This window comes from uncultured Bradyrhizobium sp. (assembly GCF_936928535.1).
GTDB lineage: Bacteria > Pseudomonadota > Alphaproteobacteria > Rhizobiales > Xanthobacteraceae > Bradyrhizobium.
Map to the genome: position 1 here is coordinate 103,789 of NZ_CAKZHY010000093.1, position 26,117 is coordinate 129,905.

26 protein-coding genes are annotated in these 26,117 nt (G+C 64.1%); 11 read left to right on the forward strand and 15 right to left on the reverse strand.

The genetic code is table 11. From position 1 onward, the window contains the following. The first annotated feature begins 202 nt into the window (after nt 1–202). Nucleotides 203–1,225 carry a methionine synthase gene (locus tag Q0687_RS15860; protein WP_298878291.1) on the forward strand — a complete coding sequence of 341 codons (1,023 nt, stop codon included), beginning with the start codon at nt 203–205 and terminating at the stop codon, nt 1,223–1,225. A gap of 20 nt (nt 1,226–1,245) precedes the next feature. Here Q0687_RS15860 and Q0687_RS15865 read toward each other — a convergent pair whose 3' ends face one another. The 3 genes from Q0687_RS15865 to Q0687_RS15875 form a co-directional block, all read right to left on the reverse strand. After that, nucleotides 1,246–1,863: a hypothetical protein gene (locus Q0687_RS15865; RefSeq protein ID WP_298878293.1), complete on the reverse strand. Its 618-nt coding sequence runs from the start codon at nt 1,861–1,863 to the stop codon at nt 1,246–1,248. A 114-nt stretch (nt 1,864–1,977) separates the two neighbouring features. Beyond that, nucleotides 1,978–2,505: a xanthine phosphoribosyltransferase gene (gpt, locus tag Q0687_RS15870; protein WP_298878296.1), complete on the reverse strand. Its 528-nt coding sequence runs from the start codon at nt 2,503–2,505 to the stop codon at nt 1,978–1,980. Nucleotides 2,506–2,537: 32 nt separating this feature from the next. After that, entirely contained in the window at nt 2,538–3,275 is a 738-nt protein-coding gene (locus Q0687_RS15875) for a molybdopterin-binding protein (RefSeq protein ID WP_128951024.1), read from the reverse strand. 278 nt (nt 3,276–3,553) lie between these two features. On the opposite strand from Q0687_RS15875, the gene Q0687_RS15880 reads away from it, so the two are divergent. From Q0687_RS15880 to Q0687_RS15900, 5 genes are all read left to right on the forward strand, one after another. Further along, a complete protein-coding gene (locus Q0687_RS15880) occupies nt 3,554–4,972 on the forward strand; it encodes a circularly permuted type 2 ATP-grasp protein (RefSeq protein WP_298878305.1) in 1,419 nt (472 codons plus the stop codon). 4 nt (nt 4,973–4,976) lie between these two features. Continuing rightward, a complete protein-coding gene (locus Q0687_RS15885) occupies nt 4,977–5,921 on the forward strand; it encodes an alpha-E domain-containing protein (protein WP_298878307.1) in 945 nt (314 codons plus the stop codon). A 108-nt stretch (nt 5,922–6,029) separates the two neighbouring features. After that, a complete protein-coding gene (locus Q0687_RS15890) occupies nt 6,030–6,884 on the forward strand; it encodes a transglutaminase family protein (RefSeq protein WP_298878308.1) in 855 nt (284 codons plus the stop codon). A gap of 202 nt (nt 6,885–7,086) precedes the next feature. Next, nucleotides 7,087–7,845 (forward strand): proteasome-type protease, encoded by a 759-nt coding sequence (locus Q0687_RS15895; protein WP_298878310.1) that lies wholly within the window; start codon nt 7,087–7,089, stop codon nt 7,843–7,845. A 25-nt stretch (nt 7,846–7,870) separates the two neighbouring features. Then, entirely contained in the window at nt 7,871–8,629 is a 759-nt protein-coding gene (locus Q0687_RS15900; RefSeq protein WP_298878311.1) for an SDR family oxidoreductase, read from the forward strand. A gap of 85 nt (nt 8,630–8,714) precedes the next feature. Here the strand turns inward: Q0687_RS15900 and Q0687_RS15905 are convergent, their stop codons facing one another. The 7 genes from Q0687_RS15905 to Q0687_RS15935 form a co-directional block, all read right to left on the reverse strand. Continuing rightward, nucleotides 8,715–10,328: an FGGY-family carbohydrate kinase gene (locus Q0687_RS15905; protein ID WP_298878312.1), complete on the reverse strand. Its 1,614-nt coding sequence runs from the start codon at nt 10,326–10,328 to the stop codon at nt 8,715–8,717. Between the two features lie 51 nt (nt 10,329–10,379). Continuing rightward, entirely contained in the window at nt 10,380–11,108 is a 729-nt protein-coding gene (locus tag Q0687_RS15910) for an SDR family oxidoreductase (RefSeq protein ID WP_298878313.1), read from the reverse strand. 25 nt (nt 11,109–11,133) lie between these two features. Next, nucleotides 11,134–12,390 (reverse strand): sugar ABC transporter permease, encoded by a 1,257-nt coding sequence (locus Q0687_RS15915; RefSeq protein ID WP_298878314.1) that lies wholly within the window; start codon nt 12,388–12,390, stop codon nt 11,134–11,136. Further along, on the reverse strand, nt 12,387–13,211 hold the full coding sequence (locus tag Q0687_RS15920) for an ATP-binding cassette domain-containing protein (protein WP_298878315.1): 825 nt from the start codon (nt 13,209–13,211) through the stop codon (nt 12,387–12,389). Before Q0687_RS15920 ends, Q0687_RS15915 begins: the two co-directional genes overlap by 4 nt. Nucleotides 13,212–13,273: 62 nt before the next feature. Continuing rightward, nucleotides 13,274–14,344, reverse strand: coding sequence for a sugar ABC transporter substrate-binding protein (locus Q0687_RS15925; protein ID WP_298878317.1), 1,071 nt, complete (start codon nt 14,342–14,344; stop codon nt 13,274–13,276). A 206-nt stretch (nt 14,345–14,550) separates the two neighbouring features. Continuing rightward, nucleotides 14,551–15,435: an AraC family transcriptional regulator gene (locus Q0687_RS15930; RefSeq protein ID WP_298878496.1), complete on the reverse strand. Its 885-nt coding sequence runs from the start codon at nt 15,433–15,435 to the stop codon at nt 14,551–14,553. A gap of 199 nt (nt 15,436–15,634) precedes the next feature. Then, complete coding sequence (locus tag Q0687_RS15935) at nt 15,635–16,873, reverse strand: MFS transporter (RefSeq protein WP_298878498.1); 1,239 nt, start codon at nt 16,871–16,873, stop codon at nt 15,635–15,637. Nucleotides 16,874–17,031: 158 nt separating this feature from the next. Here Q0687_RS15935 and Q0687_RS15940 point away from each other — a divergent pair, with 158 nt between their 5' ends. Beyond that, nucleotides 17,032–18,282 carry a nucleoside transporter C-terminal domain-containing protein gene (locus tag Q0687_RS15940; protein WP_298878319.1) on the forward strand — a complete coding sequence of 417 codons (1,251 nt, stop codon included), beginning with the start codon at nt 17,032–17,034 and terminating at the stop codon, nt 18,280–18,282. A gap of 118 nt (nt 18,283–18,400) precedes the next feature. Here Q0687_RS15940 and Q0687_RS15945 read toward each other — a convergent pair whose 3' ends face one another. Together Q0687_RS15945 and Q0687_RS15950 are read right to left on the reverse strand one after the other, a co-directional pair. Next, entirely contained in the window at nt 18,401–18,940 is a 540-nt protein-coding gene (locus Q0687_RS15945) for a cupin domain-containing protein (protein ID WP_298878321.1), read from the reverse strand. Between the two features lie 182 nt (nt 18,941–19,122). Next, complete coding sequence (locus Q0687_RS15950) at nt 19,123–19,410, reverse strand: usg protein (RefSeq protein ID WP_298878323.1); 288 nt, start codon at nt 19,408–19,410, stop codon at nt 19,123–19,125. A gap of 374 nt (nt 19,411–19,784) precedes the next feature. Between Q0687_RS15950 and Q0687_RS15955 the strand changes: the two genes are divergently transcribed. Beyond that, nucleotides 19,785–20,099: a co-chaperone GroES gene (locus Q0687_RS15955; protein WP_298878325.1), complete on the forward strand. Its 315-nt coding sequence runs from the start codon at nt 19,785–19,787 to the stop codon at nt 20,097–20,099. Nucleotides 20,100–20,146: 47 nt separating this feature from the next. Next, nucleotides 20,147–21,787, forward strand: coding sequence for a chaperonin GroEL (gene groL / locus Q0687_RS15960; RefSeq protein WP_298878327.1), 1,641 nt, complete (start codon nt 20,147–20,149; stop codon nt 21,785–21,787). Nucleotides 21,788–21,864: 77 nt separating this feature from the next. Here the strand turns inward: groL and lepB are convergent, their stop codons facing one another. Continuing rightward, the gene (gene lepB, locus Q0687_RS15965) at nt 21,865–22,611 is read right to left on the reverse strand and encodes a signal peptidase I (RefSeq protein WP_298878328.1); all 747 of its coding nucleotides are present in this window, start codon (nt 22,609–22,611) and stop codon (nt 21,865–21,867) included. A gap of 118 nt (nt 22,612–22,729) precedes the next feature. Then, a complete protein-coding gene (locus Q0687_RS15970; RefSeq protein WP_298878330.1) occupies nt 22,730–23,563 on the reverse strand; it encodes a LysR family transcriptional regulator in 834 nt (277 codons plus the stop codon). 128 nt (nt 23,564–23,691) lie between these two features. Between Q0687_RS15970 and Q0687_RS15975 the strand changes: the two genes are divergently transcribed. Together Q0687_RS15975 and Q0687_RS15980 are read left to right on the forward strand one after the other, a co-directional pair. After that, a complete protein-coding gene (locus Q0687_RS15975; protein ID WP_298878332.1) occupies nt 23,692–24,285 on the forward strand; it encodes a cysteine hydrolase family protein in 594 nt (197 codons plus the stop codon). 12 nt (nt 24,286–24,297) lie between these two features. Continuing rightward, nucleotides 24,298–24,936, forward strand: coding sequence for a glutathione binding-like protein (locus Q0687_RS15980; RefSeq protein WP_298878500.1), 639 nt, complete (start codon nt 24,298–24,300; stop codon nt 24,934–24,936). Between the two features lie 88 nt (nt 24,937–25,024). On the opposite strand, the gene Q0687_RS15985 is transcribed toward Q0687_RS15980, so the two are convergent. Continuing rightward, nucleotides 25,025–26,110 carry a DUF2778 domain-containing protein gene (locus Q0687_RS15985; protein ID WP_298878334.1) on the reverse strand — a complete coding sequence of 362 codons (1,086 nt, stop codon included), beginning with the start codon at nt 26,108–26,110 and terminating at the stop codon, nt 25,025–25,027. Between the last annotated feature and the right edge of the window lie 7 nt (nt 26,111–26,117).

Sequence of the window (26,117 nt, forward strand, 5' to 3'; positions counted from 1 at the left end):
CGACGCGAAGCAATCCAGACTGCCACCGCGGAAAGATTCTGGATTGCTTCGTCGCTTCGCTCCTCACAATGACGGCGGGTCAGCCCTTTCCTGGGCGTTCCCAGCCATCGCCGCTGGAATGGTGGGCGACTTTTGTTGTTCTGTACCTTGACGTTAGGACATGGCAGGAAGGGGCGCAACACAACCTGCCGGGAGGGCCGCCATGCTGTTTCCAACCACGAACGCCGGCTCCTTGCCGAAGCCGGAATGGCTCGCCGAGCCCAATATGCTCTGGGCGCCCTGGAAGTCCGGAGGCGACGAGCTGCTACGTGCCAAGCGCGATGCGACCCTGATCTGGCTGAAGGTCCAGGAGGACGCCGGCATCGACATCGTCACCGAGGGCGAGCAGGCCCGGCAGCATTTCGTGCACGGTTTCCTGGAGAAGATCGAAGGCATCGACTTCGCCCACAAGGTCGAGATGGGCATCCGCAAGGACCGCTACAAGGCGATGGTGCCGCAGGTGGTCGCGCCGCTGCGCCTGAGGGGCCGCGTCCATGAATTCGAGGCACGCGTCGCGCGGACCCACACCAGGAGGAAGCTGAAATTCACCCTGCCCGGCCCGATGACCATCATCGACACCATCGCCGATCGTTACTACGGCGACCGCGTCAAGATGGCCTTTGCCTTCGCCGAGCTCCTGAACGAGGAGGCAAAGGCGCTTGCCGCCGACGGCGTCGATCTCGTGCAATTCGACGAGCCCGCCTTTAACGTCTATATGGACGAGGTCAACGACTGGGGCATCAAGGCGCTGGAGCGCGCGGCGCAAGGGCTGACCTGCGCCACGGCCGTGCACATCTGCTACGGCTACGGCATCAAGGCCAACACCGACTGGAAGGAAACGCTCGGCACGCAGTGGCGGCAGTACGAGCAGATCTTTCCGGCCATCGACGCCAGCCCGATCCAGCAGGTCGCGATCGAGTGCCGCAACTCCAAGGTGCCGCTCGATCTGCTGGCGCTCCTGAAAAACAAGATCGTGCAGGCCGGCGTCATCGACGTCGCCAGCGACACGGTGGAGACCGCCGAGGACGTCGTGCAGGTGATCGACGCGGTGTCGAAATTCGTGCCCAAGAGCAACATCATCGCCACCACCAATTGCGGCATGGCGCCTATGCGGCGCGAAATCGCCGAAGCCAAGCTGATGGCCCTCGGCGCCGGTGCCGCGCTGGCGCGCGAGAAGCTGGGGTGACGGCCACAATCCGACCGTCGCTACGATAGCGCGGTCGGATGCAGCACGGCTTGATAACCGGCATTCAGCGTGCGGAGTGTCGACGGCGGCGTGAGCAGGGTTGCCTCATCTGGGAGCTGCTTCGCCGCAGAGTATCCCGCCGGCGACCACAGCAGCGCTCTGCCCTGCGTGACCAGATAGCTCTGCTCGCCGTGCTGCACCATCGCGCCACCAGGCAACTGGTCGAGCGGCACCAGCAGCGCGTGCAACCGCTTCCGGCCGTGATCGAGCCTCTCGTGGTGCAGCACCGTGTCGATGTCGTGCATGCGGACGTCGTGCACGCGGTTGCCCTTCTCCCAAGCGGCGCGGAAGCGATTGGCGTCGTCCTTGCGGCAGTAGAAGCAGGGGCGATGCCCGGCGGCGAGGGCCGTGGCCTCATCGAGGAAGAACAGCTCGGTCCAGCTTCGCTGCGCCATCACCTCGCGGCGGCGGCCGCGGAATTCGCAGGTGCAGGTGAGCCAGGCCGGCGACGACCAGCGCTTCCTCAAGAGCGTCTTCGTCGCGGGATCATGGATGATGCCGCGATTGCCCGTGAACATCCCGCGATGTGGGGTGGCAATGATCTCGCCGGTCGGCGTGACGCGATTTTGCAGGGGCATGGGAGCGCGCCTATCCAACTGCCGTCATTCCGGGATGGTCTGCAGGACCAGACCCGGAATCTTGAGATTCCGGGTTCGATGCTTCGCATCGCCCCGGAATGACTCCTCCCTCCCTTACGCCGCGCCGTCGCGGAGCGGCGGGTGATAGGACAGCGCAGTGTCCCAGGGGAAGAAGATCCAGGTGTCCTGCGAGACCTCCGTGATGAACGTGTCGACCAGCGGACGGCCCTTCGGCTTGGCGTAGACGGTAGCGAAATGCGCATCGGGCAGCATCTCGCGCACCAGCTTGCCGGTCTTGCCGGTGTCGACGAGGTCATCGACGATCAACAGCCCCTTGCCGGTGCCGCCGCCGAGCTTCATCGCCTGTTCTGAAATACCCTTGAGGACCTGGAGATCGCCCTGCTTGTCATGATCGTAGCTGGCGATGCAGACCGTATCGATCACGCGCACGCCGAGCTCGCGCGCCACGATCGCCGCGGGCACCAGGCCACCGCGCGTGATCGCAATCACCGCGTGGAATGGGCCGACCTCGTTGAGCCGCCAGGTCAGCGCCCGGCAATCCCGGTGGAACTGGTCCCACGACACCGGAAAGGGCCTGCCCGCCCGCTCCTGCGCGCTCAGTTCCGGTGCGTCACCAGCCATGGTCGTCTCCTGCTTTCGTCTGCCGGCATTTGCTACCGGGTGATGTTCAATCCCGCCAGCATTTCCTTCACCGCCGCCATCGCTGCGGCGAGCTTATCCGCATCGCGCGAGCGCACCACCAGATTGGTGTTGGGCTTCTGCTCTTCGTCCATGAAGGGATAGCTGCCGATGATGGTGTCGGGGTGCGCGGCCGCGATCGCCCGCAAGGGGCTGCCGATGTCGCCTTCACGCGCATTGGCGCGGACCGATTCGGACAGCATGCGCACGCCGGATTTCAGCTTGGGCGAGACGATGTCCATCATCGCCTGCATGATCGAGGGCACGCCGGCCATGACGATGACATTGCCGATCTTGAATCCGGGCGCGAGGATGGTCGCGCTCTGGATCAGCTCGGCGCCATCGGGGATGCGAGCCATGCGCAGCCGGGCCTCGTTGAGGTCCTGCTCGCTCCAGCGCTCCCTGAAGCGCGCGACCACCTCGGGGTGATGGTCGATGCCGACGCCGAACGCCTTGGCGACGCTGTCGGCGGTGATGTCGTCATGCGTCGGCCCGATGCCGCCGGTGGTGAAGACATAGGTGTAACGATGCCGCAGTGCATTCAGAGCTGCGATGATATCGTCCTCGTCGTCAGAGACGACCCGGACTTCCTTCAGGTCGATGCCGATATTGGTCAGGTATTCGGCGATGAAGCCGATGTTCTTGTCCTTGGTCCGGCCGGACAGGATTTCATCCCCGATGACCAGAATGCCCGCCGTGACGATCTCGCTCATACCTTAAGTCCCTCACCTGTCCCGCCGAATTTGCCGGGGTAACGCGTTGAAGTCACGCGGTTTTGCTGCCGAAATAAGCAGTCCTCAGCCATTTTTTCAGGCACGCCACCGGCTGTCCCCGGCAAATGCGCGTTCTCAGTGCTTATCGCGCTGGCCCGCCCCTTGCTACCTCCCCAAAGTCATGCACTCTTGCCGCATGGCCACAGGACGTTGCGGTCTGCACCAAACCTCTTCGGCCTGACCATTGGCGCAACGCCTGGGGAGACAAGTCGGGATCTATGGCAGTCGCGTTTGACGAAATGAATATTCCTGGCGGGGACCTTCGCCCCGCCTATCAGGAGCTGGCACGCTGGCTCAAGGAGACGCCTCCCGAGGCGCTTGAATATCGCCGTCAGGAGGCCGAGCTCCTGTTCCGCCGCATCGGCATCACCTTCGCGGTCTATGGCGATTCCGAATCCACCGAGCGCCTGATCCCGTTCGACGTGATCCCCAGGATCATGTCCGGCAAGGAATGGACGCTGCTGGAAAAGGGGCTCAAGCAGCGCGTCAAGGCGCTGAACATGTTCCTGCGCGACATCTATCACGGCCGCGACATCCTCCGCGCCGAAATCGTGCCGGACGACCTGATCTTCCAGAACCCGGTGTTCCGGCCCGAGATGAACGGCCAGCAGGTGCCGCACGACGTCTATGTGCACATCGCCGGCATCGACATCATCCGGGTCGATGCCAACGACTTCATCGTGCTCGAGGATAACGCCCGCACACCCTCGGGCGTGTCCTACATGCTGGAAAACCGCGAGATCATGATGCGGCTGTTTCCGGATCTGTTCGCCCGCCACAAGGTGGCGCCGGTCGAGCGCTATCCGGACGAATTGCTCTCCGCGCTGCGCTCGGTCGCGCCGCACAGCGCATCGGGCGAGCCGACCGTCGCCCTGCTGACGCCGGGCGTCTACAACTCCGCCTATTACGAGCATTCGTTCCTCGCCGACAAGCTCGGCATCGAGCTCGTCGAGGGCCGCGACCTCATCGTCAAGAACAACGAAGTGTTCATGCGGACGACCGAGGGCGTGAAGCGGGTCGACGTGATCTACCGCCGTGTCGACGATGATTTCCTCGATCCCCTCACCTTCCGGCCCGACTCGGCGCTCGGCGTGCCCGGGCTGATGTCGGCCTATGCGGCCGGCAACATCACGCTCGCCAACGCCGTCGGTACCGGCATCGCCGACGACAAGGCGATCTACTCCTATATGCCGGAGATCGTGAAATTCTACCTCGGCGAGGAGCCGATCCTGAAGAACGTGCAGACCTGGCGCTGCCGCGAGCCGAAAGACCTTGCCTATGTGCTCGACCACTTAAGCGAACTCGTCGTCAAGGAAGTGCACGGCTCCGGCGGCTACGGCATGCTGATCGGCCCCGCCGCGACCAAGGCGACGATCGAAGCCTTCCGCGAGAAGCTCAAGCGCGAGCCGGAAGGCTTTATCGCCCAGCCGACGCTGGCGCTCTCGACATGCCCGACCTGCACGGCCTCCGGCCTTGCCCCGCGCCATGTCGATCTCAGGCCCTTCGTGCTGACCGGCAGCAAGAGCACGACAATCGTGCCGGGCGGGCTGACGCGTGTGGCGCTGAAGGAAGGTTCGCTCGTGGTGAATTCGAGCCAGGGCGGCGGTACCAAAGACACCTGGATTCTGGACGAGTAGAGAGATGCTGTCGCGTACCGCCGAAAACCTCTACTGGCTCGCCCGCTACGTCGAACGGGCCGAATATCTCGCGCGCACCATCGATGCGACGCTGCGCGTCACCGCGCTTCCCGCCGCCTATATCGGCAAGACCAATGAATGGGACTCGGCGCTGCTGACCGCCGGCGTCGCGGAAAGCTTCTATCAGACCCATGAGGAAGCCAACGAGCACAACGTCGTCGACTACCTCTCCTTCTCGCCCGACAATCCGTCCTCGATCCGGAACTGCATTGAGGCGGCGCGGCTGAACTCGCGCTCGGTGCGCACGGCGCTGACCAGCGAAATGTGGGACACCATCAACTCGGCCTGGATCGAGTTGCAGGAGGTCTGGAGCAAGGGCACCTCGACGCGCGAGGACCTCGCAAAATTCCTGCGCTTCGTGCAGGAGACCTCGCTGCGTTTCGACGGCTCGGCCTACCGGACCATGCTGCGCAACGACGCCTACTGGTTCTCGCGGCTCGGCCTGCATCTGGAGCGCGCCGACAACACCGCGCGCATTCTCGACGTGAAGTATCACGTGCTATTGCCCGAGGAGGAGCATGTCGGCGGACCGCTCGACTTCTATCAATGGAGCTCGATCCTGCGCTCGGTGTCGGCGCTGACGGCCTATCACTGGGTCTACCGCGAGACGCTGAAGCCGTGGCTGGTCGCCGATCTGCTGATCCTCAACAGCACGCTGCCGCGCTCACTGGCGAGCTGCTACGACAATCTGGTGCGCAACCTCGACCAGATCGGGGTTGCCTATGGAAGGCAGGGCCCGGCCCAGCGCCACGCCCGCGGCATCCGCAACCGGCTGGAACACAGCAACATGAACGACATTTTCCAGCATGGCGTGCATGAATTCATTCAGGAATTCATCGCTGACAATTCCAGGCTGGGCGAAATCATCACGAAGCAGTATTTGATCTGATAAGCGCCGTCATTCCGGGGCGCCCGTAGGGCGAACCCGGAATCTCGAGATTCCGGGCCTGGTCCTTCGGACCATCCCGGAATGACGCCGCAAGAACAACGGTCCATCATGCGCCTGCGAATCCTGCACACCACGACCTATCGCTACGAGCCGGCGGCGACCAGCGTGATCCAGATCCTGCGCATGACGCCATGCAGTCATGACGGCCAATATGTGGCGGAATGGCAGATCGACGTCTCCACCGACACCAAGCTCGACATGCATGAGGACGCGTTCGGCAATGTCACCCATGTGCTGTCGTGCGGGCCTGTCAGCGACATCAGGATCACGGCCGAGGGACTGATCGAAACGCATGATACGGGCGGAGTGCTGCGCGGCGCCGACGAGCGCTTTCCCGCCGACATGTTCCTGCGCACCACCGACCTCACGACCGTCAATCCCGCGATGGCCGCGGTCGCGCGCCAGTTGCGCAGCGAGGCCGAGAGCGACACGCTCGGCTTCCTGCACACGCTGATGAGCGACATCAGCGATCACATGACGTTCGACGAGGACCCGACCAACAGCGGCACCTCGGCGGCGGAAGCGTTCACGCTCAAACGCGGCGTCTGCCAGGATTACGCGCATATCTTCATCGCCTGCGCCCGCACCGGCGGCGTGCCGGCGCGCTTCGTCTCCGGCCACTTCCTGCGCTCCGACGGCACCGTGCATCAGGACGCCGGGCATGCCTGGGCGGAGGCCTATGTCCCAGATCTCGGCTGGATCGGCTTCGATCCCGCCAACTCCATCTGCACCACCGATTCCCATGTCCGCGTTGCGATCGGGCTGGATTATCTCGGCGCGGCTCCCGTGCGTGGCACCCGCTATGGCGGCGGCGCGGAGACGCTGACGGTTGCGGTCAAGGTCGAGCAGGCCGGCCGCGGCGGGCAATCGCAGTCGCAATCACAGTCCCAGCGGCAGAGTTAGAGGCGTTCCCTCCTCCCGTCATTCCGGGGCGATGCGCAGCATCGAGCCCGGAATCCATCGAGCCACAGAGTTGGTGGATGAATAGATTCCGGGTTCGCGACTTCGTCGCGCCCCGGAATGACGACGTGGCCGGGGAATCGGGGGTTGGAGCGGGCGGCGAAATTGGCTAGTAATTTCGCGCAAACGCGTTCGGGGACTGGAAATGACCTATTGTTGCGGAATCCTGGTTCGGGACGGTCTGGTGATGATCGCCGACACCCGCACCAATGCCGGCCTCGACAATGTCTCGACGTTCCGCAAGCTGCATATCTTCTCCAAGCCCGGTGATCGCATCATGGCGATCGCCAGCGCCGGTAACCTCGCCATCAGCCAGTCGGTGCTGTCCACGCTGACCGAAGGCCTCGAGGACCCCAACACGGGCGAGGTCGAGACGCTGATGAACGCGCCGACCATGTTCCAGGCGGCCCAGCGCATCGGCCGGGCGATCCGCGCGGTGCATGCCACTGAAGGCCCGGCGCTGAGATCCGAGGACGTGTCCTTCGACGTCTCCTTCCTGTTCGGCGGCCAGATCAAGGGCGCGCGGATGCGGTTGTTCATGGTCTACACGGCCGGCAATTTCATCGAGTGCACGACCGATACGCCCTACTTGCAGATCGGCGAGCACAAATATGGCAAGCCGGTGCTCGACCGCGCCATGCACTACGACGTCGAACTGTACGAGGCGCTGAAGACCGGCCTGATCTCGATGGATTCGACGATGCGCTCGAACCTCGGCGTCGGCCTGCCCATCGACGTGCTGGTCGTGCGCTCGGACGCGTGCGATGCGGACCTCAACCATCGCATCGAGGCGGGCGAGCCCTATTTCCACGACCTGCGCTCGCGCTGGTCGGCGGCCTTGCGCGCGGCGCATCAGAACATTCCGCGGCCGCCTTACAAGAACGACAAAGAACCCAAAACCTGACAAACCTAAGAAAAGGCAGGAAACGATGAGTGAAGCAAAAAAGATCGCACTGGTGACGGGCGCCGGCACCGGCGTCGGACGCGCCGCGTCGCTGGCGCTGATGAACATCGGCTTCACCGTGGTGCTGGTCGGACGCCGGCTCGACATGCTGGAGGAGACCGCCAAGCTCGGTCCCGCGGGAAAAAGCCTGTGCGTCACCGCCGACATGACCAAGCCCGAGTCCATCGCCGCGCTGTTTGACAAGGTGAAGGCGACCTATGGCCGGCTCGACGTGCTGTTCAACAATGCCGGCATGGGCGCACCCGCCGTCAACTTCGAGGACCTCAGCCTCGAGCAGTGGCAGGCGGTGGTGAACACCAACCTCACCGGCCCGTTCCTGTGCACCCAGCACGCCTTCCGCATCATGAAGGACCAGAGCCCGCGCGGCGGCCGCATCATCAACAACGGCTCGATCTCGGCGCATGCGCCGCGGCCGTTCTCGGCGGCCTACACCTCGACCAAGCACGCCATCACCGGCCTCACCAAGGCCAGCAACCTCGACGGCCGCATGTATGACATCGCGGTCGGCCAGGTCGATATCGGCAATGCCGCGACCCCGATGACCGACCGCATGGTCAACGGCCCCGGCGTGCTGCAGCCCGACGGCACCACCAAGCACGAGCCGCGCATGGATGCGAAGGCGGTCGGCGACGCCGTCGCCTACATGGCCGGCCTGCCGCTGGATGCCAACGTGCTGACCATGACGGTGATGGCGAGCAAAATGCCATTCGTCGGGCGGGGCTGAAGCAAAACCGCGAAAACAACCCCATGCACAGTAGGCGCCGAGAGGCGCCTGCTGGCGGGCCGCGAAACCGAGCTACGAAACCAAGCTAGCTGGAATGGCTTCGGATTGATCGGCCGACCTGCTGCAGGGCCTCGAAGGCTGCGAAGCGCTTGTCGTTCCAACTCGCCAGGGCTGCATGGGGCAGATGTATTTCTCCCAAGGCCGACATCGCCTCCATCGCCTGGCTGACATCGGCACAATCGCCGGAAGCCACCGATCCGAGCATCGCGGAGCCCAGCAACACGGGCTCCGCCGATGCCGAGGCAGCAACCGTCAGACCTGTCGTATCGGCGAGCACCTGCCGCACAAGGCGGCTCTGGGCCGCACCACCGCTGACGACGATCGTGTCGATCGCCATGCCCTTATCCTGCTGGGCGCGCACGATCTGCCGCGCGCCGTAACCAAGGCCGCACAGGCCGGCAAGATAGAGAGCCAACAGGCTCTCCAGGTTCGAGCGCATGTCCAGTCCGGCGATCAGGGCGCGCGCGTCAGGATCAGCGAAGGGCGCACGGTTGCCGAGAAACTCAGGCACGACATGTAGCTCGCCGACCAATCCCGTGATCATCTCTGCCCCGCCGCGCGCCTCGACCTGGGCGGCGAGCCAATCGGCGAGCGTCCGTTGCTCCTGACGCGCCGCGTGCGTGGCAGTTGCGGAATAGGGATGCATCTGCACGAGATGGTCGATTGCTGCACCAGCAATCGATTGTCCGCCCTCATTGAGCCATAGCCCGGGCACCATCGCGGAGAAATAAGGCCCCCAGACGCCGGGAACGAAGACCGGATTCTCTGTTGACGACATGGTGCAAGCCGACGTTCCGAACACATAGGCCATGCGGGTGAGCACCGTCCCCGCAGCTCCCCGCGCGCCCACCGTGCCGACACCGCCCGCATGCGCATCGATGAGGCCGGCCGCAACCGGTGTGCCCGAGATCAGGCCAAGGTCGGTCGCTGCCTCCGCCGTCAGGCCGGCAGCCAGCCGCGTACCGCCGGGCACGATCTCGGTGCCGATCCGGCAAAACTGCTCGTCAGCCAGCGTGCCGAGACCGACCGAGCGAAAGAAGCCGGCATCCCAGCGATCTTCATGGCCCAGATAGGTCCACTTGCACGTGACGGTGCAGGTGGAACGGGCAAGACTTCCCGTTGCGCGCCAAGTGAGGAAATCGGTGAGGTCCATGAACTGCCAGGCGTCGGCAAAGCTGCGCGGCATGTTTTCCGCAAGCCACAACAGTTTCGGCGTTTCCATCTCTGGCGAGATCGTTCCCCCGACATAGTCGAGAACCTTGGCGCCGGTGCGGTTGATCCGGCGCGCCTGATCGACGGCGCGGTGATCCATCCATACGATGATATTGCGAGAGGGGTCACCGGACGGGCCGACGGCAAGCGACACGCCGCCGCTGCCCAGCACCACCAACGAGCACGTCGCATCAAAGCCGATGCCGGCAATGCTATCAGGCGCGACGCCGACCTTTCCGACCGCACCCCGCACGCAGCGGCATACGGCACGCCAGATGTCCTCGCTCGATTGCTCGACGATATCGCCGGCCTCGCGCCAAAGCATGATGTCGGCCCTGTCGGTGGCGACAAGCCTGCCGGAGCGATCGAAGACGCCGGCTCTCGCACTGCCTGTGCCGACGTCGATGCCCAGAAAATGACGAGTCATCGCGGAGTCCCTCACCGTGAAGCGACGTTCAGATCGCAGATGCGGAAAGCGTTACAGATCGTTGCTCTGGGGCACGATCACGAGGTCGCGGATCGTGACATTTCTCGGACGGGTCAACATGAAGAGCACCGCCTGCGCGACCTCGGTCGGCTGGATCAGACCACCTGCCGCCATCTCTGCCTCGAGCTTCTCCTTCGGCCAGTCGCTGATGAGCGCGGTCACGACCGGACCGGGCGCCACGGCGCCGACGCGCAGGCCGTATTTTGCGACCTGCCGGCGCACGGTATGGACAAACGCCTGCACGGCGTGTTTCGAGGCGGTGTAGATCGGCTCCCAGACAACGGGGACAAGACCGGCGATCGAACTGGTGACGATGATGTCGCCGCTCTTGCGCTCGACCATGTGGGGCAACACCGCATGGACGGAGCGAAACAACGCGTTGACGTTGAGGTTGAGCATGCGGTCCCAGACGTCGGGGTCGCCGCCGAGCACCTCTCCGCCGACATAGGCGCCGGCATTGGCATGGAAGATGTCGAGCCGGCCCGCCCTCTCCAGCACCTTTGGCATCATGCCGGCCATATCGGCAGCATCGGTCAGGTCGATACGCAGCGGAATCGCATTGTCGCCAAGCTGGGAACAGACGCCGTTCAGCGCCTCCTCCGCCCGATCGACCAGCACGACTCGCGCGCCTGCTGCGATCATTGTCCTGGCACATTCGAGACCGATGCCCGAAGCGGCGCCGGTGATCGCGGCAACTTTTCCTGCAAGTTCCTGGCCCACGGTCAGTCCTCTCGTTTCGAATTGTTCAGGCTCGGCCATGGGAGACACGCGAGCGTCGTGCCAGCGAGTCGACGATAACAGCGACGGCAAGTACGGCGCCCGTGATCATGTACCGAAGCGACGAAGACAGATCGAGCAGCGTGAGACCGCTGGCGATCGACTGGATGACGATGATGCCGAGCAGTGCGGAATAGGCGCTGCCACGGCCACCAAACAGGCTGGTGCCGCCGATGACCGCGGCTGCGATGGCGTTGAGGTTCACATCTCCCGTGCCGGCCTGCTGGCTCGACGATGCGAGCCGTGCGGCGGCGAGGATGCCGCCGGCGGCTGCCAGCGTCGAACACAGCATGAAGGCGCTCGCATGGATGCGGCGAACGTTGATGCCGGCACGACGGGCGGCCTCGCGATTGCCTCCAACCGCGCTCATTGAACGGCCCCATTTGGTCCGCTTCAGCGCGTAGTTCATCACCACGCACAAGCCGACGAACAGGCCGAACATCCACGGAACGCCGCGAGCGAGATTGAGATAATAGACGACGAATTCGAGCACGATGACGACCAACGCACCCTTCAGCAGAAGGCCGCCGAGCGAACTCGCCGAGAGTCCCGCCGCCCGCCGGCGCGCGGCCATGCGGTAGCCGGTCGCGAATACGATCACGCCGGCAAGCGCCGCCAACGCGTAGGATACGACCGGCGGCATGACCAGCATCTGTCCGAAATTGACCAGTGGTGATCCGTAAGGAAGATTGATCGAGCCGGACGAGCCGAGCAGATAGAGTTGCAGGCCGAGCCACGCCAGCAGGCCTGACAGCGTCGAGACGAAGCTCGGCATGCCAAGGCGGTTGAACAGGAAAGCATAGAGCCCGCCGATGGCGGCACCGAGCCCCAGCGCTGCGACGATCGCCACCGCCACGGGCCAATCCTGATTGACCCAGAGCACGCCGACCAGCGCGGAGGAGAAGCCACTCACCGAGCCGACCGAGAGGTCGATCTCGCCGACCATCAGGATACAAACGATGCCGAGCGAGATGACGCCAACGGTCGAGCAATCGAACAACAGATTGACCAGATTGTCAGGCGCCAGGAAGACCGGATTGAGGCTCTGGAATGCGGTGCAGATGATCAGCAGGCCAACCACCACCGGCAGAGAGCCGAGGTCGCCCGCCCGCACCCGGTCGACGAAGGCGCCGATCATGCCGCCAATCGTGTCCGCATGTGCGACGCGCTCGTCGCGACGGTCGAGCAAGCGCGGCGTCGAAACCCGTTGCGTGTTCTCGGTCATGGCCGCACCTCGCGCGACCGCTGCGCACCGCGTCGGTTGGCCCGCCGTGAGACCGAATTCTCGTCGGCACCCGTGATGGCTGTGACGAGATCCTGGTTGGAGACGTCGGGTCCGAATTCGCCGTTGTTGCGGCCGAGCCGCAGCACCACGATCCGGTCGGCGACGGCGCGCACATCTTCCATGTTGTGGCTGATCACGATGACGCCGAGGCCGCGGGCGCGCACGCGCTCGATCAGGTCGAGCACCTCTGCGGTCTGCGCGACGCCGAGCGCCGCGGTCGGCTCGTCAAGCAGGATGAGCTTCGGTTCTGTCAGCAGCGAACGCGCGATCGCCACGGTCTGGCGCTGGCCGCCTGACAGCGAGGCAACGGGTTCGCGCACGCTCGGAATGCGGGCGGACAATTCGTTGAGCAACGTCCAGGCCCGGATCTCCATGGACACCTCGTCGAGCCTGACGGGATTGAGCTCGCGGCCGAGGAAGATGTTGGCGACGACATCGAGATTCTCACAGAGCGCCAAATCCTGGAAAACCGTGGCGATGCCGAGACCGAGCGCCGTAGCCGGATCGGACAGCGCGACATGTTCGCCATCGAAAGCGATCGTCCCGGAAGTCGGCTGGTGCACGCCGGCCAGGATCTTCACCAGCGTGGACTTTCCGGCGCCGTTGTCGCCGACAAGCGCCACGACCTCGCCGGCATGAACGTCGAGATCGACGTCGGTCAGGGCGGACACGGCACCGAAATTCTTGGAAATGCCGCGAAGGCTCAGGACCGGTTCGCCTTGCGTCTGCTGCGGGTGATCGAGATCCGAAATCGTGGACATTTCCGCGTCCGCCTTCCCTTCGTTCATCCCGGCCGCGGTGAGCGGCCGGGATCGTGCTTCGCTTACTTGATGATGCCGAGCTTCTTGCATCCGTCGGCATATCTGCCGGTGCAGAGCTGATCGGCGGTCTGGATCTTCTTGTCGATGATTTCCGCCTTCAGGTTCTGCTGGGTCACGACCGCCGGAATGAACAGCTTGGACGGCGTATTGAAGAGAGTGGTTTCCGCCTTGGGCGCACCGCCCGAGAGGAATTCCATCGCGGCCTGTGCCGCAGCGCCTGCAACGATCTCACTGGGCTTGGAGATCGTATTGTACTGATCGCCGGCGATGATGAGCTGGAGCGCGGCAATCGTCGCGTCGTTGCCCGTCACCGGTGGCAATGGATCGACACCGGCCGCCTTGAACGCCGCGACCGCACCGCCGCCCGTTCCGTCATTCGCCGCCACCACGCCGAGAATCTTCTTGCCGAAGCGCGTCACCTGGCCACTTGCCCATTGCTGCGCCTTCGGGGGCGCCCAGTCCGGCGTGTCGTATTCGGCCAGGATCGGATAGCCGCTCTTTTCGAGGCCGGCGTGAATGCCCTTCTTGATCAGGCCTGCGGCGGCGTCCGTGGGCGATCCATTGATCTCGAGCACCCCTTCGCCCTCCTTCGCCATGACTTTGGCGTCCTTCAGATGCTTGACCAGCGATTCGGAGATCGCCTTGCCGATTCCTTCATTGTCGAAGGAGACGTAGAAATCGGCCTTGGCATCCGGGATCGGGCGGTCATAGGCGATCACCTTGATGCCCTGTGACTGTGCCATCTTGACCAGCGAAGCTGCGGCGGTCGAGTCGACTGGGTCGAGCACGATCACCTTGGCACCCTGCGAGATCACCGAGTTGAATTGCTGCTGCTGGCGCGCGGCGTCTGCATTGGCATTCTGGTAGATAACCTTGCAGCTCTGGCAGAGCTTCTTCATCTCGGCAGCAAAACCTGGATAGTCGTGCTGTTCGTAGCGGGTGGAGGCCTGGTCGGGCATGAGGAAAGCGACAGTCGCGTCCTTCACTTCCGCAGCTTGCGAGTATAAGGCCGTTGCGCCGAGCAGCGACAGGACGAGCGCGGCTGTGCCCGTGGTCTTCAAGAGTTTCGTCATCCGGACTTCCCTTTCCGAAACTGGGTGTTAGAGTGCTACTCAATGATGTTTCGGAGACACGCCCTCCCTGCTTCCGCAGCCGGACGGCTACGGCAGTGAGCGCCGATACCCTCCGAGGTCATGCGGAATTTCCGGACAAGCGATCTCCTTCGCAGGCTGCCATCGGCGCGCCCACGTCATTCTTCCCGTAATCGTGCTCCTCCCGGTTAGGCGGCGCGTGCCGCGTTGATGTTATCAGCCAGCAATCGTCTGAAGCGCGAGGGCGGCATGCCCTTCTCGGCCAGAAACTGGCGATTGAAATTGGAGAGATTGTTGAAGCCGACCTGGAAGCAGATGTCGGTGATCGACGCGTGTTCGTCACTCATCAGGATCTGGCAGGCCAGGTTGATGCGTAGCCGCTTGACGTATTGCACCAGCGACATCCCCGTGTGGCGGCGGAACGAGCGCGAAAACCCGCTTTGCGACTGGCCGGCGATCGCCGCGAGATCCGCTTCACTGAACGGCTGCGTCAGGTTCTCACGGATGAAGGCGAGCGCCTTGTTCATTCCGACCGACATGTAGCCTGAGGGGTCGGGCAGATAATTTGGGCTGGAGAGCGGCAGCGCGCCCCGGGCGCGGCACAGCGTTCCCAGGATCATCATGAACAGCTCGATCCGACGCACGCCGTTCGCCGCTACGATCTCCTCCATCAGCGGGGCGAGCTCCTTACTCGTGTTGCCTGAAAAAAGCACCCCGCGCCGGGAGGATTCGAGCAGCGCCGTGAGGCCCGAAAGCTCGGGCATCAGCTTCATCGTGTCGCCGATGAATTCTTCGCTGAACTGGATGATGCGGCCGCGCAGCGGGATGGCGACATCCGCCGGCAGATCGCTCACCCAATTATGCGGCAGATTGGGTCCGGTGAGCACGAGATTGCCCGGCTCAAACTGGCCGATGAAATCGCCGACAAAGTAGCGACCGCTCGTCGCCACGACCTGATGGATCTCGTATTCCGGATGAAAATGCCACCGAACCGTGTGGAACGGATACCCGTGCGACCAAGCCTTGAATGACTCCCCGCGCCGTATCTGGACGACTTCCAGGTCTGGTTCCATTTCCATTCCCTCCTGGGCCGGCCCGGTCTGTGAACGCCTGGGCTCGTCCCCGATGGCTGAGTTTTGCTCAGCTCTCACTATTGCTGGAATCGTATCGGGTGGCAGAAGCTGCCGCCACCACGATTCAGATGCCCAACCGATACTCTTTTGACATTCTCTGGTTGGGCACTGCAATATCGGCGGCCTTCGGCAGGCTTCCCTATTCCAGGCTCTCCACCTTGCGCAGGCTCGGGAACAGCTTCATCCACAGCAGCGCCACTGCCACGGTACAGACGCCGCCGAGTACGGCCGCGGGCATGGCGCCGAACAGCGCCGCCGTCAGGCCGCTCTCGAACTGGCCGAGCTGGTTCGAGGCGTTGATGAAGAGGAAATTCACGGCGCCGACGCGGCCGCGCATCTCGTCGGGGGTTGCAAGCTGCACCAGCGAGAAGCGGATTACGACGCTGATCGTGTCGGCCGCCCCGAGCACGGCGAGCGAGAGCACCGACAGCCACATCCAGGACGACAGCGCGAACACGATGGTGGCGATCCCGAACACGATCACCGCCTGGAACATGCGCAGGCCGACATGCCTGGAGATGGCGTGGCGCGCCAGCACCATGGTCATCAAGAGCGCGCCGACCGCGGGCGCAGCGCGGAGCACGCCGAGCCCGACCGGGCCGGTCTGGAGAATGTCGCGCGCATAGATCGGCAAGAGCGCGGTGACGCCGCCGAACAGCACCGCGAACAGATCGAGCGAGATGGTGCCGAGGATGGCCGGATTGCTCCTGATGAAGCGGACGCCGGCAAAGATATTGTCTTGGTCCGTGCCCTCCTTGGCGACCGCCTGCGGACGCGGCCGGATGAAGCCGGTCAGGATCATTCCGAGAATCCAGAACAGCAGCATCACGCTGTAGGCGAGATGCGGCGCGATCGCGTAGGCGAAACCGCCGAGCGCCGGCCCGGTGATGGTCGCGACCTGCGCTGCGCCGCTCGCAACCGCGGTGGCGCGCTGAAGCGAGCCTTGCGGCGCGATCAGCGGCAGCAGCGCAGCTGTGGTCGGGTTTTCGAAGGCGCCGGCAATGCCGAGCACGAAGGTCGCGACGAAAATCTGCACCTCGCTGACGAGGCCCAGATAGGTGATGATGGCGAGATAGAGCGCGGTCGCGGCTTCCACGAGCTGGCAGAGCTGGACCACGCGCTTGCGCTCATAGCGGTCGGCGGCGTGGCCGGCGACGAAGACGAGCAGCGCGGTGGGCGCGAATTGCACCAGCCCGACCATGCCGAGATCGAAGGCCGAGCCGGTGAGATCGTAGACCTGCCAGCCGATCGCGACCGCCGCGATCTGGCTGGAGAAGCGTGACAGGTTGCGCGAGAGCAGGAAGAACAGGAAGGCGGGATGGCGAAGCAGCTCACCGGCGGTAACAGGCGCACTGATGGATCCCTGCTCTTTTGGCATCGCCTGTTCGGTCACGCTCGGATGGTCCGCCCCTGATCTCGACCTGCCCCGCGTGGCTGAGGCGGACCTGGATGTCAACAGCGGGACGGGCGGCAACATTCCCGGCATTGCCTTTGCAACGCAGGCGCGGCCATAATGATTGGGGGATTGGGGACATCATGCTGCGGCTGCAATCGACACTCGGCGTTTTCGCATTGCTGCTGATCGCCTTCGCGCTGGCGGAGAATCGCCGCGCGGTCTCGCTGCGCCAGGCGCTTGTCGGCCTCGTCGTCACCTTCGTCACCGCGATCGTGCTGTTGAAGGTGCCTTTCGTGGCCCACGCGTTCGGCGCCATCAACGACGCGGTCGGCGCGATCTCCGCGGCCTCGCGCGCCGGCTCCTCCTTCGTATTCGGCTATGTCGGCGGCGGCGCCCTGCCGTTCGAGCTGAAGGTGCCCGGCGCCGATTTCATCCTGGCGTTCCAGGCGCTGCCGATCGTGCTGGTCATGAGCGTGCTGACGACGCTGCTGTTCTATTGGCGGGTGCTGCCGCCCATCGTGCGCGGCATGGCCTGGCTGCTGGAGCGCACGTTAGGGGTCGGCGGCGCGGTCGGGCTCTCGACCGCCGCCAACATCTTCCTCGGCATGGTCGAGGCGCCGCTGTTCGTGCGGCCTTATCTGACGCAGATGTCGCGCAGCGAATTGTTTCTGGTGATGACCGGCGGCATGGCCGGCATCGCCGGCACCGTGCTGGTGCTCTATGCGACGCTGCTTGCGCCTCTCATTCCCGATGCGGCCGCGCATTTCGTCATCGCCTCCGTGCTGGGCGCGCCGGCCGCGATCCTGGTCAGCCTGATCATGATCCCCGAGACATCAGACGCGCGCACCGGCGGCGCGCTGGCGGATCCGGAGATGGCGGTCTCCGGCACCATGGACGCGATCGTGAAAGGCACGGGCGCGGGCATCGAGCTGTTGATCAACATCGTGGCGATGCTGCTGGTGCTGGTGGCGCTGGTCTATCTCGCCAATGCGGTGCTTGCTCTGTTGCCTGCCGTCGGCGGCGCCGCGATCTCGCTGCAGCGCGTGCTGGGGTTGATCATGGCGCCGGTCTGCTGGCTGATGGGTCTGCCGTGGGACCAGGCGATCACCGCCGGCAGCCTGATGGGCACCAAGACCGTGCTCAACGAGCTCGTCGCCTATGTCGACTTCTCGAAGCTGCCGCCCGACACGCTCGATCCGCGCTCGCGCCTGATCATGCTTTATGCGATGTGCGGCTTCGCCAATTTCGCCAGCCTCGGCATCATGATCGGCGGCTTAGGGGTGATGGCGCCGGACCGGCGCGACGAGATCAACGCGCTCGGGCTGAAGTCGATCGTATCGGGGACGCTGACGACGTGTCTGATGGGAGCGATCGTGGGGGTGTTGACGTAACCTATCCCCCGCTCGTCATTCCGGGGCGATGCGAAGCATCGAGCCCGGAATCCATTGGGCCGCGTCACCCGAGGCGAAATGGATTCCGGGTTCGCGCTACGCGCGCCCCGGAATGACATCAAGCCTTCAACTCCACCGTCCTGAACTCCGCCGGCAGGATCACCTCGAGCAGTTCGACGTCATCAGAGTAATCCAAAATCATATGCTTGATCTTCGGCGGCTGGGTCCAGGCGCTGCCTTGCTGCATCATGGTCTCGCCCTGGCCGTCCATGTAGGTTTTCACCCAGCCCTTGAGCACGTAGACCATCTGGAAGTCGACGTCGTGGAAATGCAGTTTCGAGACCTCGGCCGGATCGCAGGGGCCTTGCAGGCGGATGACGTGGGCTTGGGCCAGACCATGCGAAGCAGCGGCGATGCCGAGGTCGCGGTATTTGGCGTAGGCGCGCAGGCCATCAGCTTTGAAATCTTCCTCGCGGTGATGGCTAATGGCGATGCGCTGCTTGGGGCGCGACGGCTTCTTTGCAACAGTCTTGACGGTTATCGTGCGCGCCTTCGCCTTCACGGCCTTGCGTGCCGAGGATCGTGCGGCAGACTTGGCGCCGCTCCGCTTCTTCACCGCGGTCTGGGCTGCGTTGCGCGATTTGGTTTTTTTGGCCATGGGCCGGCCTCCCCTGTTGTTATCGCGGAAGGCTAACACGGAAACGGGTCTCGTAGGGTGGGCAAAGCGGAGCGTGCCCACGTTCTGCGTGCGATCAAGGAGAGATGGTGGGCACGGCGCGCGAAGAGCGCGCCTTTGCCTACCCTACGCGATCCGCGTTCGCCGCAAGAGCGGTGCTCGCCTCAATGCAGCCGGAACACGCCGTCCACGGCGCGCAACTCGGCGGGCTTGATCAGCTTGGAATGCGCCACGGTCACCGAATGCAGGGGGCCGTCGAGCTTCTCGGTCCAGAACGCCAGGAAATCGGTCAGCGCCGGGAATTTCGGAAACATGTCGTAGTTCTGCCAGACGTAGGTCTGGAGCAGTGAGGGATGATCCGGCATCCGGTAGAGAATTTGGGCTGTCGTCAGCCCGTAACCCAGCATCTGTTTCCGAAAGTCCTCGGAAACGCCCCCAACCCGCAGTCCCATGCCAACCTCCTTTGCAGGAGCGCATTCAGGGGGTGGCTTTCCGGGTACGCGCACGAGCCACCCGATGGAGATGCGCTCACATGAGAGAAATGTGACGCAAACTGACAATCCATCTCAAGCCCAAAAGTTTAACAAGTTGTTGAAATTCAATGCTTTAGCAGCAGAGCCCGCTCCGTGCTAATACGGTTCCCACGGTCGGTTAACGATGGGAAAGAGATTTGGCAGACAGCGCTATCGAGTGCTGATTTTTCTGCTAGAAGCCCTTGCCCCCGCAAAAATCGTGGCTTATCTCATCTGTGCCCGCTGGCACTCGCTAGTTGGGATTGCTAACAATTCAGAAATCATCAACCCGAGCAATTGCTTAGGAGGACTGCATGAACTTCCGTCCGCTTCACGACCGCGTCGTGGTCAAGCGCATCGACGCAGAAGAGAAGACCGCAGGCGGCATCATCATTCCCGACACTGCCAAGGAAAAGCCTTCGCAGGGCGAAGTCGTTGCCGTCGGCCCCGGTGGCCGCGACGAGGCTGGCAAGCTGATCCCGATCGACCTGAAGGTCGGCGATCGCGTGCTGTTCGGCAAGTGGTCCGGAACCGAGGTCAAGATCGATAGCGTCGATCTCCTGATCATGAAGGAAAGCGACATCATGGGCGTCCTCGACGTCCCCGCTTCCAAGAAGAAGGCGGCCTAACAGCCCCTCTCTCCCTCCAGTCATAAATCATCCAAGGAAAAATCCAGATGGCAGCCAAAGAAGTCAAATTCTCGGTTGATGCGCGCGACAAGATGCTGCGCGGCGTCGACATTCTCGCCAACGCGGTGAAGGTCACGCTCGGTCCGAAGGGCCGCAACGTCGTGCTCGACAAGTCGTTCGGCGCTCCCCGCATCACCAAGGACGGCGTCACCGTCGCCAAGGAGATCGAGCTCGAGGACAAGTTCGAGAACATGGGCGCGCAGATGGTGCGCGAAGTCGCCTCCAAGTCAGCTGACGCGGCCGGCGACGGCACCACCACCGCCACCGTGCTCGCCCAGGCGATCGTGCGCGAAGGCGCCAAGTCGGTCGCCGCCGGCATGAACCCGATGGATCTCAAGCGCGGTATCGACCTCGCGGTCGAAGCCGTGGTTGCGGACCTGCAGAAGAACTCCAAGAAGGTCACCTCGAACGACGAGATCGCCCAGGTCGGCACCATCTCGGCGAACGGCGACCAGGAGATCGGCAAGTTCCTCTCCGACGCCATGAAGAAGGTCGGCAACGAGGGTGTCATCACCGTCGAGGAAGCCAAGTCGCTCGAGACCGAACTCGACGTCGTCGAGGGCATGCAGTTCGACCGCGGGTACATCTCGCCCTACTTCGTCACCAACGCCGACAAGATGCGCGTTGAGATGGACGACGCCTACATCCTCATCAACGAGAAGAAGCTCTCCTCGCTGAACGAGCTGCTCCCGCTGCTCGAGGCCGTGGTGCAGACCGGCAAGCCGCTGGTCATCGTCGCCGAAGACGTCGAAGGTGAAGCGCTCGCGACCCTGGTCGTGAACCGCCTGCGCGGTGGTCTGAAGGTCGCGGCCGTCAAGGCTCCGGGCTTCGGCGATCGCCGCAAGGCCATGCTGCAGGACATCGCGATCCTGACCGGCGGCCAGGCGATCTCGGAAGATCTCGGCATCAAGCTCGAGAACGTCACGCTCAACATGCTCGGTCGCGCCAAGAAGGTGATGATCGACAAGGAGAACACCACGATCGTCAACGGCGCCGGCAAGAAGGCCGACATCGAGGCGCGCGTGGCCCAGATCAAGGCGCAGATCGAGGAGACGACCTCGGACTACGACCGTGAGAAGCTCCAGGAGCGTCTCGCCAAGCTCGCTGGCGGCGTCGCGGTGATCCGCGTCGGCGGCGCGACCGAGGTCGAGGTGAAGGAGCGCAAGGATCGCGTTGATGACGCGATGCATGCGACCCGTGCGGCTGTGGAAGAAGGCATCGTCCCGGGCGGCGGCGTCGCCCTGCTCCGTGCCTCCGAGCAGCTCAAGGGCCTGCGCACCAAGAACGACGACCAGAAGACCGGCGTCGAGATCGTTCGCAAGGCTCTGTCGGCTCCCGCTCGCCAGATCGCGATCAACGCCGGTGAAGACGGCTCGGTGATCGTCGGCAAGATCCTGGAGAACAAGGCCTACGCTTACGGCTTCGACTCCCAGACCGGTGAATATGCCGACCTCGTCAAGAAGGGCATCATCGACCCGACCAAGGTGGTCCGTACCGCGATCCAGAACGCAGCTTCGGTTGCGGCGCTTCTGATCACCACGGAAGCCATGGTCGCCGAGCTGCCCAAGAAGGGCGGCGCTGGTCCCGCGATGCCCCCGGGCGGCGGTATGGGCGGCATGGACTTCTAAGGTCCAACACCCTCGAGAACCACGAAACCCCGGCAGCGATGCCGGGGTTTTTGTTTTGAACAACTTCTCTCCGCGCCCTACTGCACCTTCCCGATCCGCTCCACGCGCAGATCGCCGTCGGAATCGAGCGACCAGAAGATCCGCGTCACCTTGCCGATGAGATTGTCCATCGGGACAAAACCCATCACGGCCTTGAAGCGGCTGTCGGTGGAGTTGTCCCTGTTGTCGCCCATCGCGAAGAAATGGCCCGGAGGTACGGTGTAAACTTCCGTGTTGTCCGCATAGCCATTGTCGACGCAGTCGTAGGTGATGTAGCTCGCCCCGTTCGGCATGGTCTCGCGCCAGCGCTTGACCCTGGTCCCGGTCTCGCCGCCGCAGGCCGAGCCGGCGGAAACCTCCTTCAGCGCGACGCGCGCGACGGGCTTGTCGTTGATGAAGAGCTGCCCCTGCCGCATCTGGATGCGATCGCCGGGCAACCCGACCACGCGCTTGACATAGTCGATCTCATTATCCTTTGGCGACCGGAACACGACGATGTCGCCATAGGCGGGATCAGCAGCGTTGAGCCGGCCCGAGATGAAGGACGGCGCATAGGGAAACGAATAGCGGCCGTAGCCATAGGCATATTTGGCGGCAAAGACATAGTCGCCCACCATCAACGTCGGCATCATCGAGCCGGACGGAATATTGAACGGCTGATACAGCACGTAGCGAAACAGCAGGGGCGGCGACCACAGCACGGGCACGAGCAGGATCAGGATGACGATGGCCTTCCACTCGCTGGATCGGGCCTTTGGCCGAACGGTGCCCTGAAGCGTGGTCATCAGCCCCTCGCGAAGTCTGCCGTTGCTGGATTGCGCAGATCGAATGCACGCACAATCCCCGCCAACTTTGGTCGCGCGGCTGCCGTCCTGCGTTCAACGGGCGAGGCCGCGCACACGATCACGCGCGCGACATCTCCTGAAAACACGCCCTCACCCAGTCGATCGTCACGCGCGTTGCGGCGTCGCGCTTGAGGTGGTTTTGCACCAGCAGCCAGGCATCGCGCCGCTTCGGCAGCAGCGTGGCGCGCAGGCGGCCATCGCCGAGCAAATCAGCGCAGACATATTCCGGCAACACGCCGGCAGCCTGATGCGCGCGGATCAGATTGCGGATGACGCGAACGTTGTCGGTCACGCAGCGCGCGCGGGCTTTCTTGGTACGAAGAAACTGCATCTCGGGAATGGCACCGAGCTCGTCCGGATAGGCACAGAGCATCGGCTCGCCTTCTGTCATCACGGGCTCGAAATAGTACAGCTTGATGTCGCCGAGCCTGGAAATTGCGAAGTCACCCTTGTCGGGCTTGCGCAGGCGGATGGCGAGATCGGCCTCCCAGCGCGAGAATTTGACGTTCTCGCTCGAGGTGAGGAATTGCAGCGTCAGGCCCGGATTGGCGCGCAGGAAGTCGCTTGCGCGCGGCGACAGCACCGCCTCGGCGACCGTGTTGGTGGAGGCGATGCGCAAGCGCCCGACGGGACCTTCCAGGCTCTCGCCGAGGCGGCCGATCTCGGCGGCATGCGCGGCCATCGCCTCGACATGCGCCAGCACCGCCTCGCATTGCCGCGTCGGCCTGCGAAGGCCGTCGGCGGCCTCGAACAGGCGCAGGCCGAGCGCACGCTCGATGCGCGACAGCCTGCGGCCGACAGTGGTCTCGTCGATGCGCAGCCGTGCGCTGGCGCCGGCATAGGTGCCCTCGTCCCTGACGGCGGCGATGATGCGGAGGTCGTCCCAATTCATGAGCTCAAGGCTATATCGGCCGCGAGATGCCTGCAATATCGCAGCCACCGGCTGCAATATCCCTGCATATCGGCAGGCAGCTGGGGCGCTATGTTGGGCAAGCCTTTCGCCCCGGAGATTGCCTGACCATGACGACCGCAAAGACCCTGCTCCAGCTCGCCGGCGCCGACCTCAACCCGCCGCGTCTCGGCGAGGCCGCGCTGGTGCTGATCGACATCCAGAACGAATATCTCGCGGGTCCCCTCGCCCTGCCCGACGCCAAGCCGGCGATAGCGCGGGCGACAGCGCTGCTGACAAGGGCACGCGTGAGCGGAGCCGCGATCATTCATATCGCCCATCGCGGCAAGGCGGGCAGCCTGTTCGACCGCAGCGCGGACCGCGGCGCCATCGTCGCCGAACTCACACCGCGTGACGGAGAGCTCGTGATCGAGAAGGAGCTGCCCAATGCATTCGCCGGCACCGATCTCAAATCGCGCCTCGATGCGACCGGCAGGAAGAACATCGTGCTGGCCGGATTCATGACGCATATGTGCATCAGCTCCACGGCGCGCGCCGCGCTCGACCTCGGCTTTCGCACCACCATCGATGCCGATGCCTGCGCCACGCGCGATCTCCCCGACGGACGCGGCGGCACGCTGGATGCCCGGACCATCCACGAGGTTGCGCTCGCCGAACTCTCCGACCGCTTCGCGATCATCGCGCGCGGCGATGCGCTGACCTAACGGAGCAGGATGATGCTGCAGCTCTATTTCTCACCGATGGCCTGCTCGCTTGCGAGCCGTATCGCGCTGATGGAAGCAGGTCTCGAGGCGCGCTATCACCAGGTGCATCTCGCAACCAAGACGGTCGCGGACGACGACAGTGATTTCGGCCGCATCTCGCCGAAGCGCGCCGTGCCGGTTCTGGTGCTCGAGAACGGAGAACGGCTGACCGAATGCGCGGCGGTGCTGCAATACATCGCCGACCTAAAGCCCGAGCGCGGCCTTGCGCCGCGGCCTGGCGAACTGGATCGCTACCGTCTGCAGGAATGGCTGAGCTTCGTCGGCGCCGAGATCCACAAGGCCTTCCTGTTTCCGACCTTCTGGTACAAGGACGACGGTTCGCTCGCCAAGCCGCGCGCGCGGATCGTACAGACCCTGTCGGTGCCGTCGGCGCATCTGGCGGACCGCGAATTCCTCGTTGGTCAACGCTTCACCGTGGCGGATGCACATCTCGCCTGGGCTCTCTTGCTGCTTCGCCCCGCTGGTGTCGACATCGCGCAATGGCCCGCGCTCGCTAGATATCTCGAGCGCATGCAGGCGCGGCCCGTGATGCGCGAAGCGATCGCCACCGAGATGGCGCTGCGCAAGGCCATGCCGGCCAACGCGGCCTAGCAGGTCGCCGGCGACGGTGCGCCGGCAAACGAAAAAGAAAAAGGGCCGCTAGCTGGGGCCCTTTTGCATGGTCTCGAATTGACTTGAACTATTCAACCCGCGCCAGCACCGCGAGCTTGCGAATGCCCTTGTTGCGGTAGGCGTCGAGGAACGCGTAATAGTCCTTGAACGACACGCAGCCGTTGGAATCTCCATTCGGCCCGAGCATGAAGGTGTGGGCGAGCAGGCCGTCGCGGCCGTAGATCGCGTTCTCGCCACCGATCGGGGTGAGGCGCAGCGCGGGCACGCCGTGGAACAGCGCTTCGCGCGGCTTGAGATTGTAGATGTGCGGCGGGGTCACGCCGCGCATGCGCACGCGTTGCGAGCGCGGATCGTCCAGATTGTCGCCGAGGCCGGAATGCGCCTCGAGCCTGGTGCCGTCGGGCAGATAAACCGTCTTGGCGGTGATGTCGTAGACTGCGGTGTCGCGGTCATAGGGCGGCGCGCCGCCGAGCATCGGGTTCTGCTCCTTCGGCGCGATCGCCGAGGTCACGCTGGCATCGGCCGAGGCATAGGCCAGCAGGCCGCCGGAAGGGTCACGCTTGCCCCAGAGCTTCTCCACCATCGACTGGCGCGGGCCGGTGATCGACATCACCGCGGCCTTGGCGCGATCGGCAAAGGACTTTGGCCTGGCTTGCGGCGCCGGCACGATCTGGGCCGGATCGGCGGAGGCGAGCTGCACGGACGCTTCCGTGCCGCGCTTGGGCTTCGTCACCTCCGCGACCTTCTCGGCAATGCGTTCGGAGACCTTGGCCGGGCTCTTCAGCACTTCCGCAACCTTGGCCATGACGGTCGGCTTTGCGGGGGCTTCGGCGACCCGCGTCGCAGGCACAGCGCTCGCCGCGTTGGACTCCACGCCCTGTGTCGCCGCGGCGGCAAAGCGCTCGTTGAACTGTTCGCGAGAAATCGGTGCGGCCACCTGCAGCCGGTCGGGCAGCAGCGCAAAGGTTTCCCGGATGGCCGCGCCCGCCTCGCGCAGCACGACCTTGGGCGCGCGCTTGACCACGGGCTCGTCGTAACCGGTGCTGCCGACGGTCGGATAGACGCTGGCGGCGAAGATGTTGTTGTAGACGGTCCAGCCGGCCAGCAAGACGCAGCCGGCCACGGCGGCGCCAAGCACGTTTTGGGTGGTCATTTTCCGG

What these genes read in the sequence shown, in the direction of transcription:
- Q0687_RS15860 (WP_298878291.1), top strand. Translation starts at nt 203, where the DNA reads ATGCTGTTTCCAACCACGAACGCCGGCTCCTTGCCGAAGCCGGAATGG.
- Q0687_RS15865 (WP_298878293.1), bottom strand. Translation starts at nt 1,863, where the DNA reads ATGCCCCTGCAAAATCGCGTCACGCCGACCGGCGAGATCATTGCCACC.
- gpt (WP_298878296.1), bottom strand. Translation starts at nt 2,505, where the DNA reads ATGGCTGGTGACGCACCGGAACTGAGCGCGCAGGAGCGGGCGGGCAGG.
- Q0687_RS15875 (WP_128951024.1), bottom strand. Translation starts at nt 3,275, where the DNA reads ATGAGCGAGATCGTCACGGCGGGCATTCTGGTCATCGGGGATGAAATC.
- Q0687_RS15880 (WP_298878305.1), top strand. Translation starts at nt 3,554, where the DNA reads ATGGCAGTCGCGTTTGACGAAATGAATATTCCTGGCGGGGACCTTCGC.
- Q0687_RS15885 (WP_298878307.1), top strand. Translation starts at nt 4,977, where the DNA reads ATGCTGTCGCGTACCGCCGAAAACCTCTACTGGCTCGCCCGCTACGTC.
- Q0687_RS15890 (WP_298878308.1), top strand. Translation starts at nt 6,030, where the DNA reads ATGCGCCTGCGAATCCTGCACACCACGACCTATCGCTACGAGCCGGCG.
- Q0687_RS15895 (WP_298878310.1), top strand. Translation starts at nt 7,087, where the DNA reads ATGACCTATTGTTGCGGAATCCTGGTTCGGGACGGTCTGGTGATGATC.
- Q0687_RS15900 (WP_298878311.1), top strand. Translation starts at nt 7,871, where the DNA reads ATGAGTGAAGCAAAAAAGATCGCACTGGTGACGGGCGCCGGCACCGGC.
- Q0687_RS15905 (WP_298878312.1), bottom strand. Translation starts at nt 10,328, where the DNA reads ATGACTCGTCATTTTCTGGGCATCGACGTCGGCACAGGCAGTGCGAGA.
- Q0687_RS15915 (WP_298878314.1), bottom strand. Translation starts at nt 12,390, where the DNA reads ATGACCGAGAACACGCAACGGGTTTCGACGCCGCGCTTGCTCGACCGT.
- Q0687_RS15920 (WP_298878315.1), bottom strand. Translation starts at nt 13,211, where the DNA reads ATGTCCACGATTTCGGATCTCGATCACCCGCAGCAGACGCAAGGCGAA.
- Q0687_RS15925 (WP_298878317.1), bottom strand. Translation starts at nt 14,344, where the DNA reads ATGACGAAACTCTTGAAGACCACGGGCACAGCCGCGCTCGTCCTGTCG.
- Q0687_RS15930 (WP_298878496.1), bottom strand. Translation starts at nt 15,435, where the DNA reads ATGGAACCAGACCTGGAAGTCGTCCAGATACGGCGCGGGGAGTCATTC.
- Q0687_RS15935 (WP_298878498.1), bottom strand. Translation starts at nt 16,873, where the DNA reads ATGCCAAAAGAGCAGGGATCCATCAGTGCGCCTGTTACCGCCGGTGAG.
- Q0687_RS15940 (WP_298878319.1), top strand. Translation starts at nt 17,032, where the DNA reads ATGCTGCGGCTGCAATCGACACTCGGCGTTTTCGCATTGCTGCTGATC.
- Q0687_RS15945 (WP_298878321.1), bottom strand. Translation starts at nt 18,940, where the DNA reads ATGGCCAAAAAAACCAAATCGCGCAACGCAGCCCAGACCGCGGTGAAG.
- Q0687_RS15950 (WP_298878323.1), bottom strand. Translation starts at nt 19,410, where the DNA reads ATGGGACTGCGGGTTGGGGGCGTTTCCGAGGACTTTCGGAAACAGATG.
- Q0687_RS15955 (WP_298878325.1), top strand. Translation starts at nt 19,785, where the DNA reads ATGAACTTCCGTCCGCTTCACGACCGCGTCGTGGTCAAGCGCATCGAC.
- groL (WP_298878327.1), top strand. Translation starts at nt 20,147, where the DNA reads ATGGCAGCCAAAGAAGTCAAATTCTCGGTTGATGCGCGCGACAAGATG.
- lepB (WP_298878328.1), bottom strand. Translation starts at nt 22,611, where the DNA reads ATGACCACGCTTCAGGGCACCGTTCGGCCAAAGGCCCGATCCAGCGAG.
- Q0687_RS15970 (WP_298878330.1), bottom strand. Translation starts at nt 23,563, where the DNA reads ATGAATTGGGACGACCTCCGCATCATCGCCGCCGTCAGGGACGAGGGC.
- Q0687_RS15975 (WP_298878332.1), top strand. Translation starts at nt 23,692, where the DNA reads ATGACGACCGCAAAGACCCTGCTCCAGCTCGCCGGCGCCGACCTCAAC.
- Q0687_RS15980 (WP_298878500.1), top strand. Translation starts at nt 24,298, where the DNA reads ATGCTGCAGCTCTATTTCTCACCGATGGCCTGCTCGCTTGCGAGCCGT.
- Q0687_RS15985 (WP_298878334.1), bottom strand. Translation starts at nt 26,110, where the DNA reads ATGACCACCCAAAACGTGCTTGGCGCCGCCGTGGCCGGCTGCGTCTTG.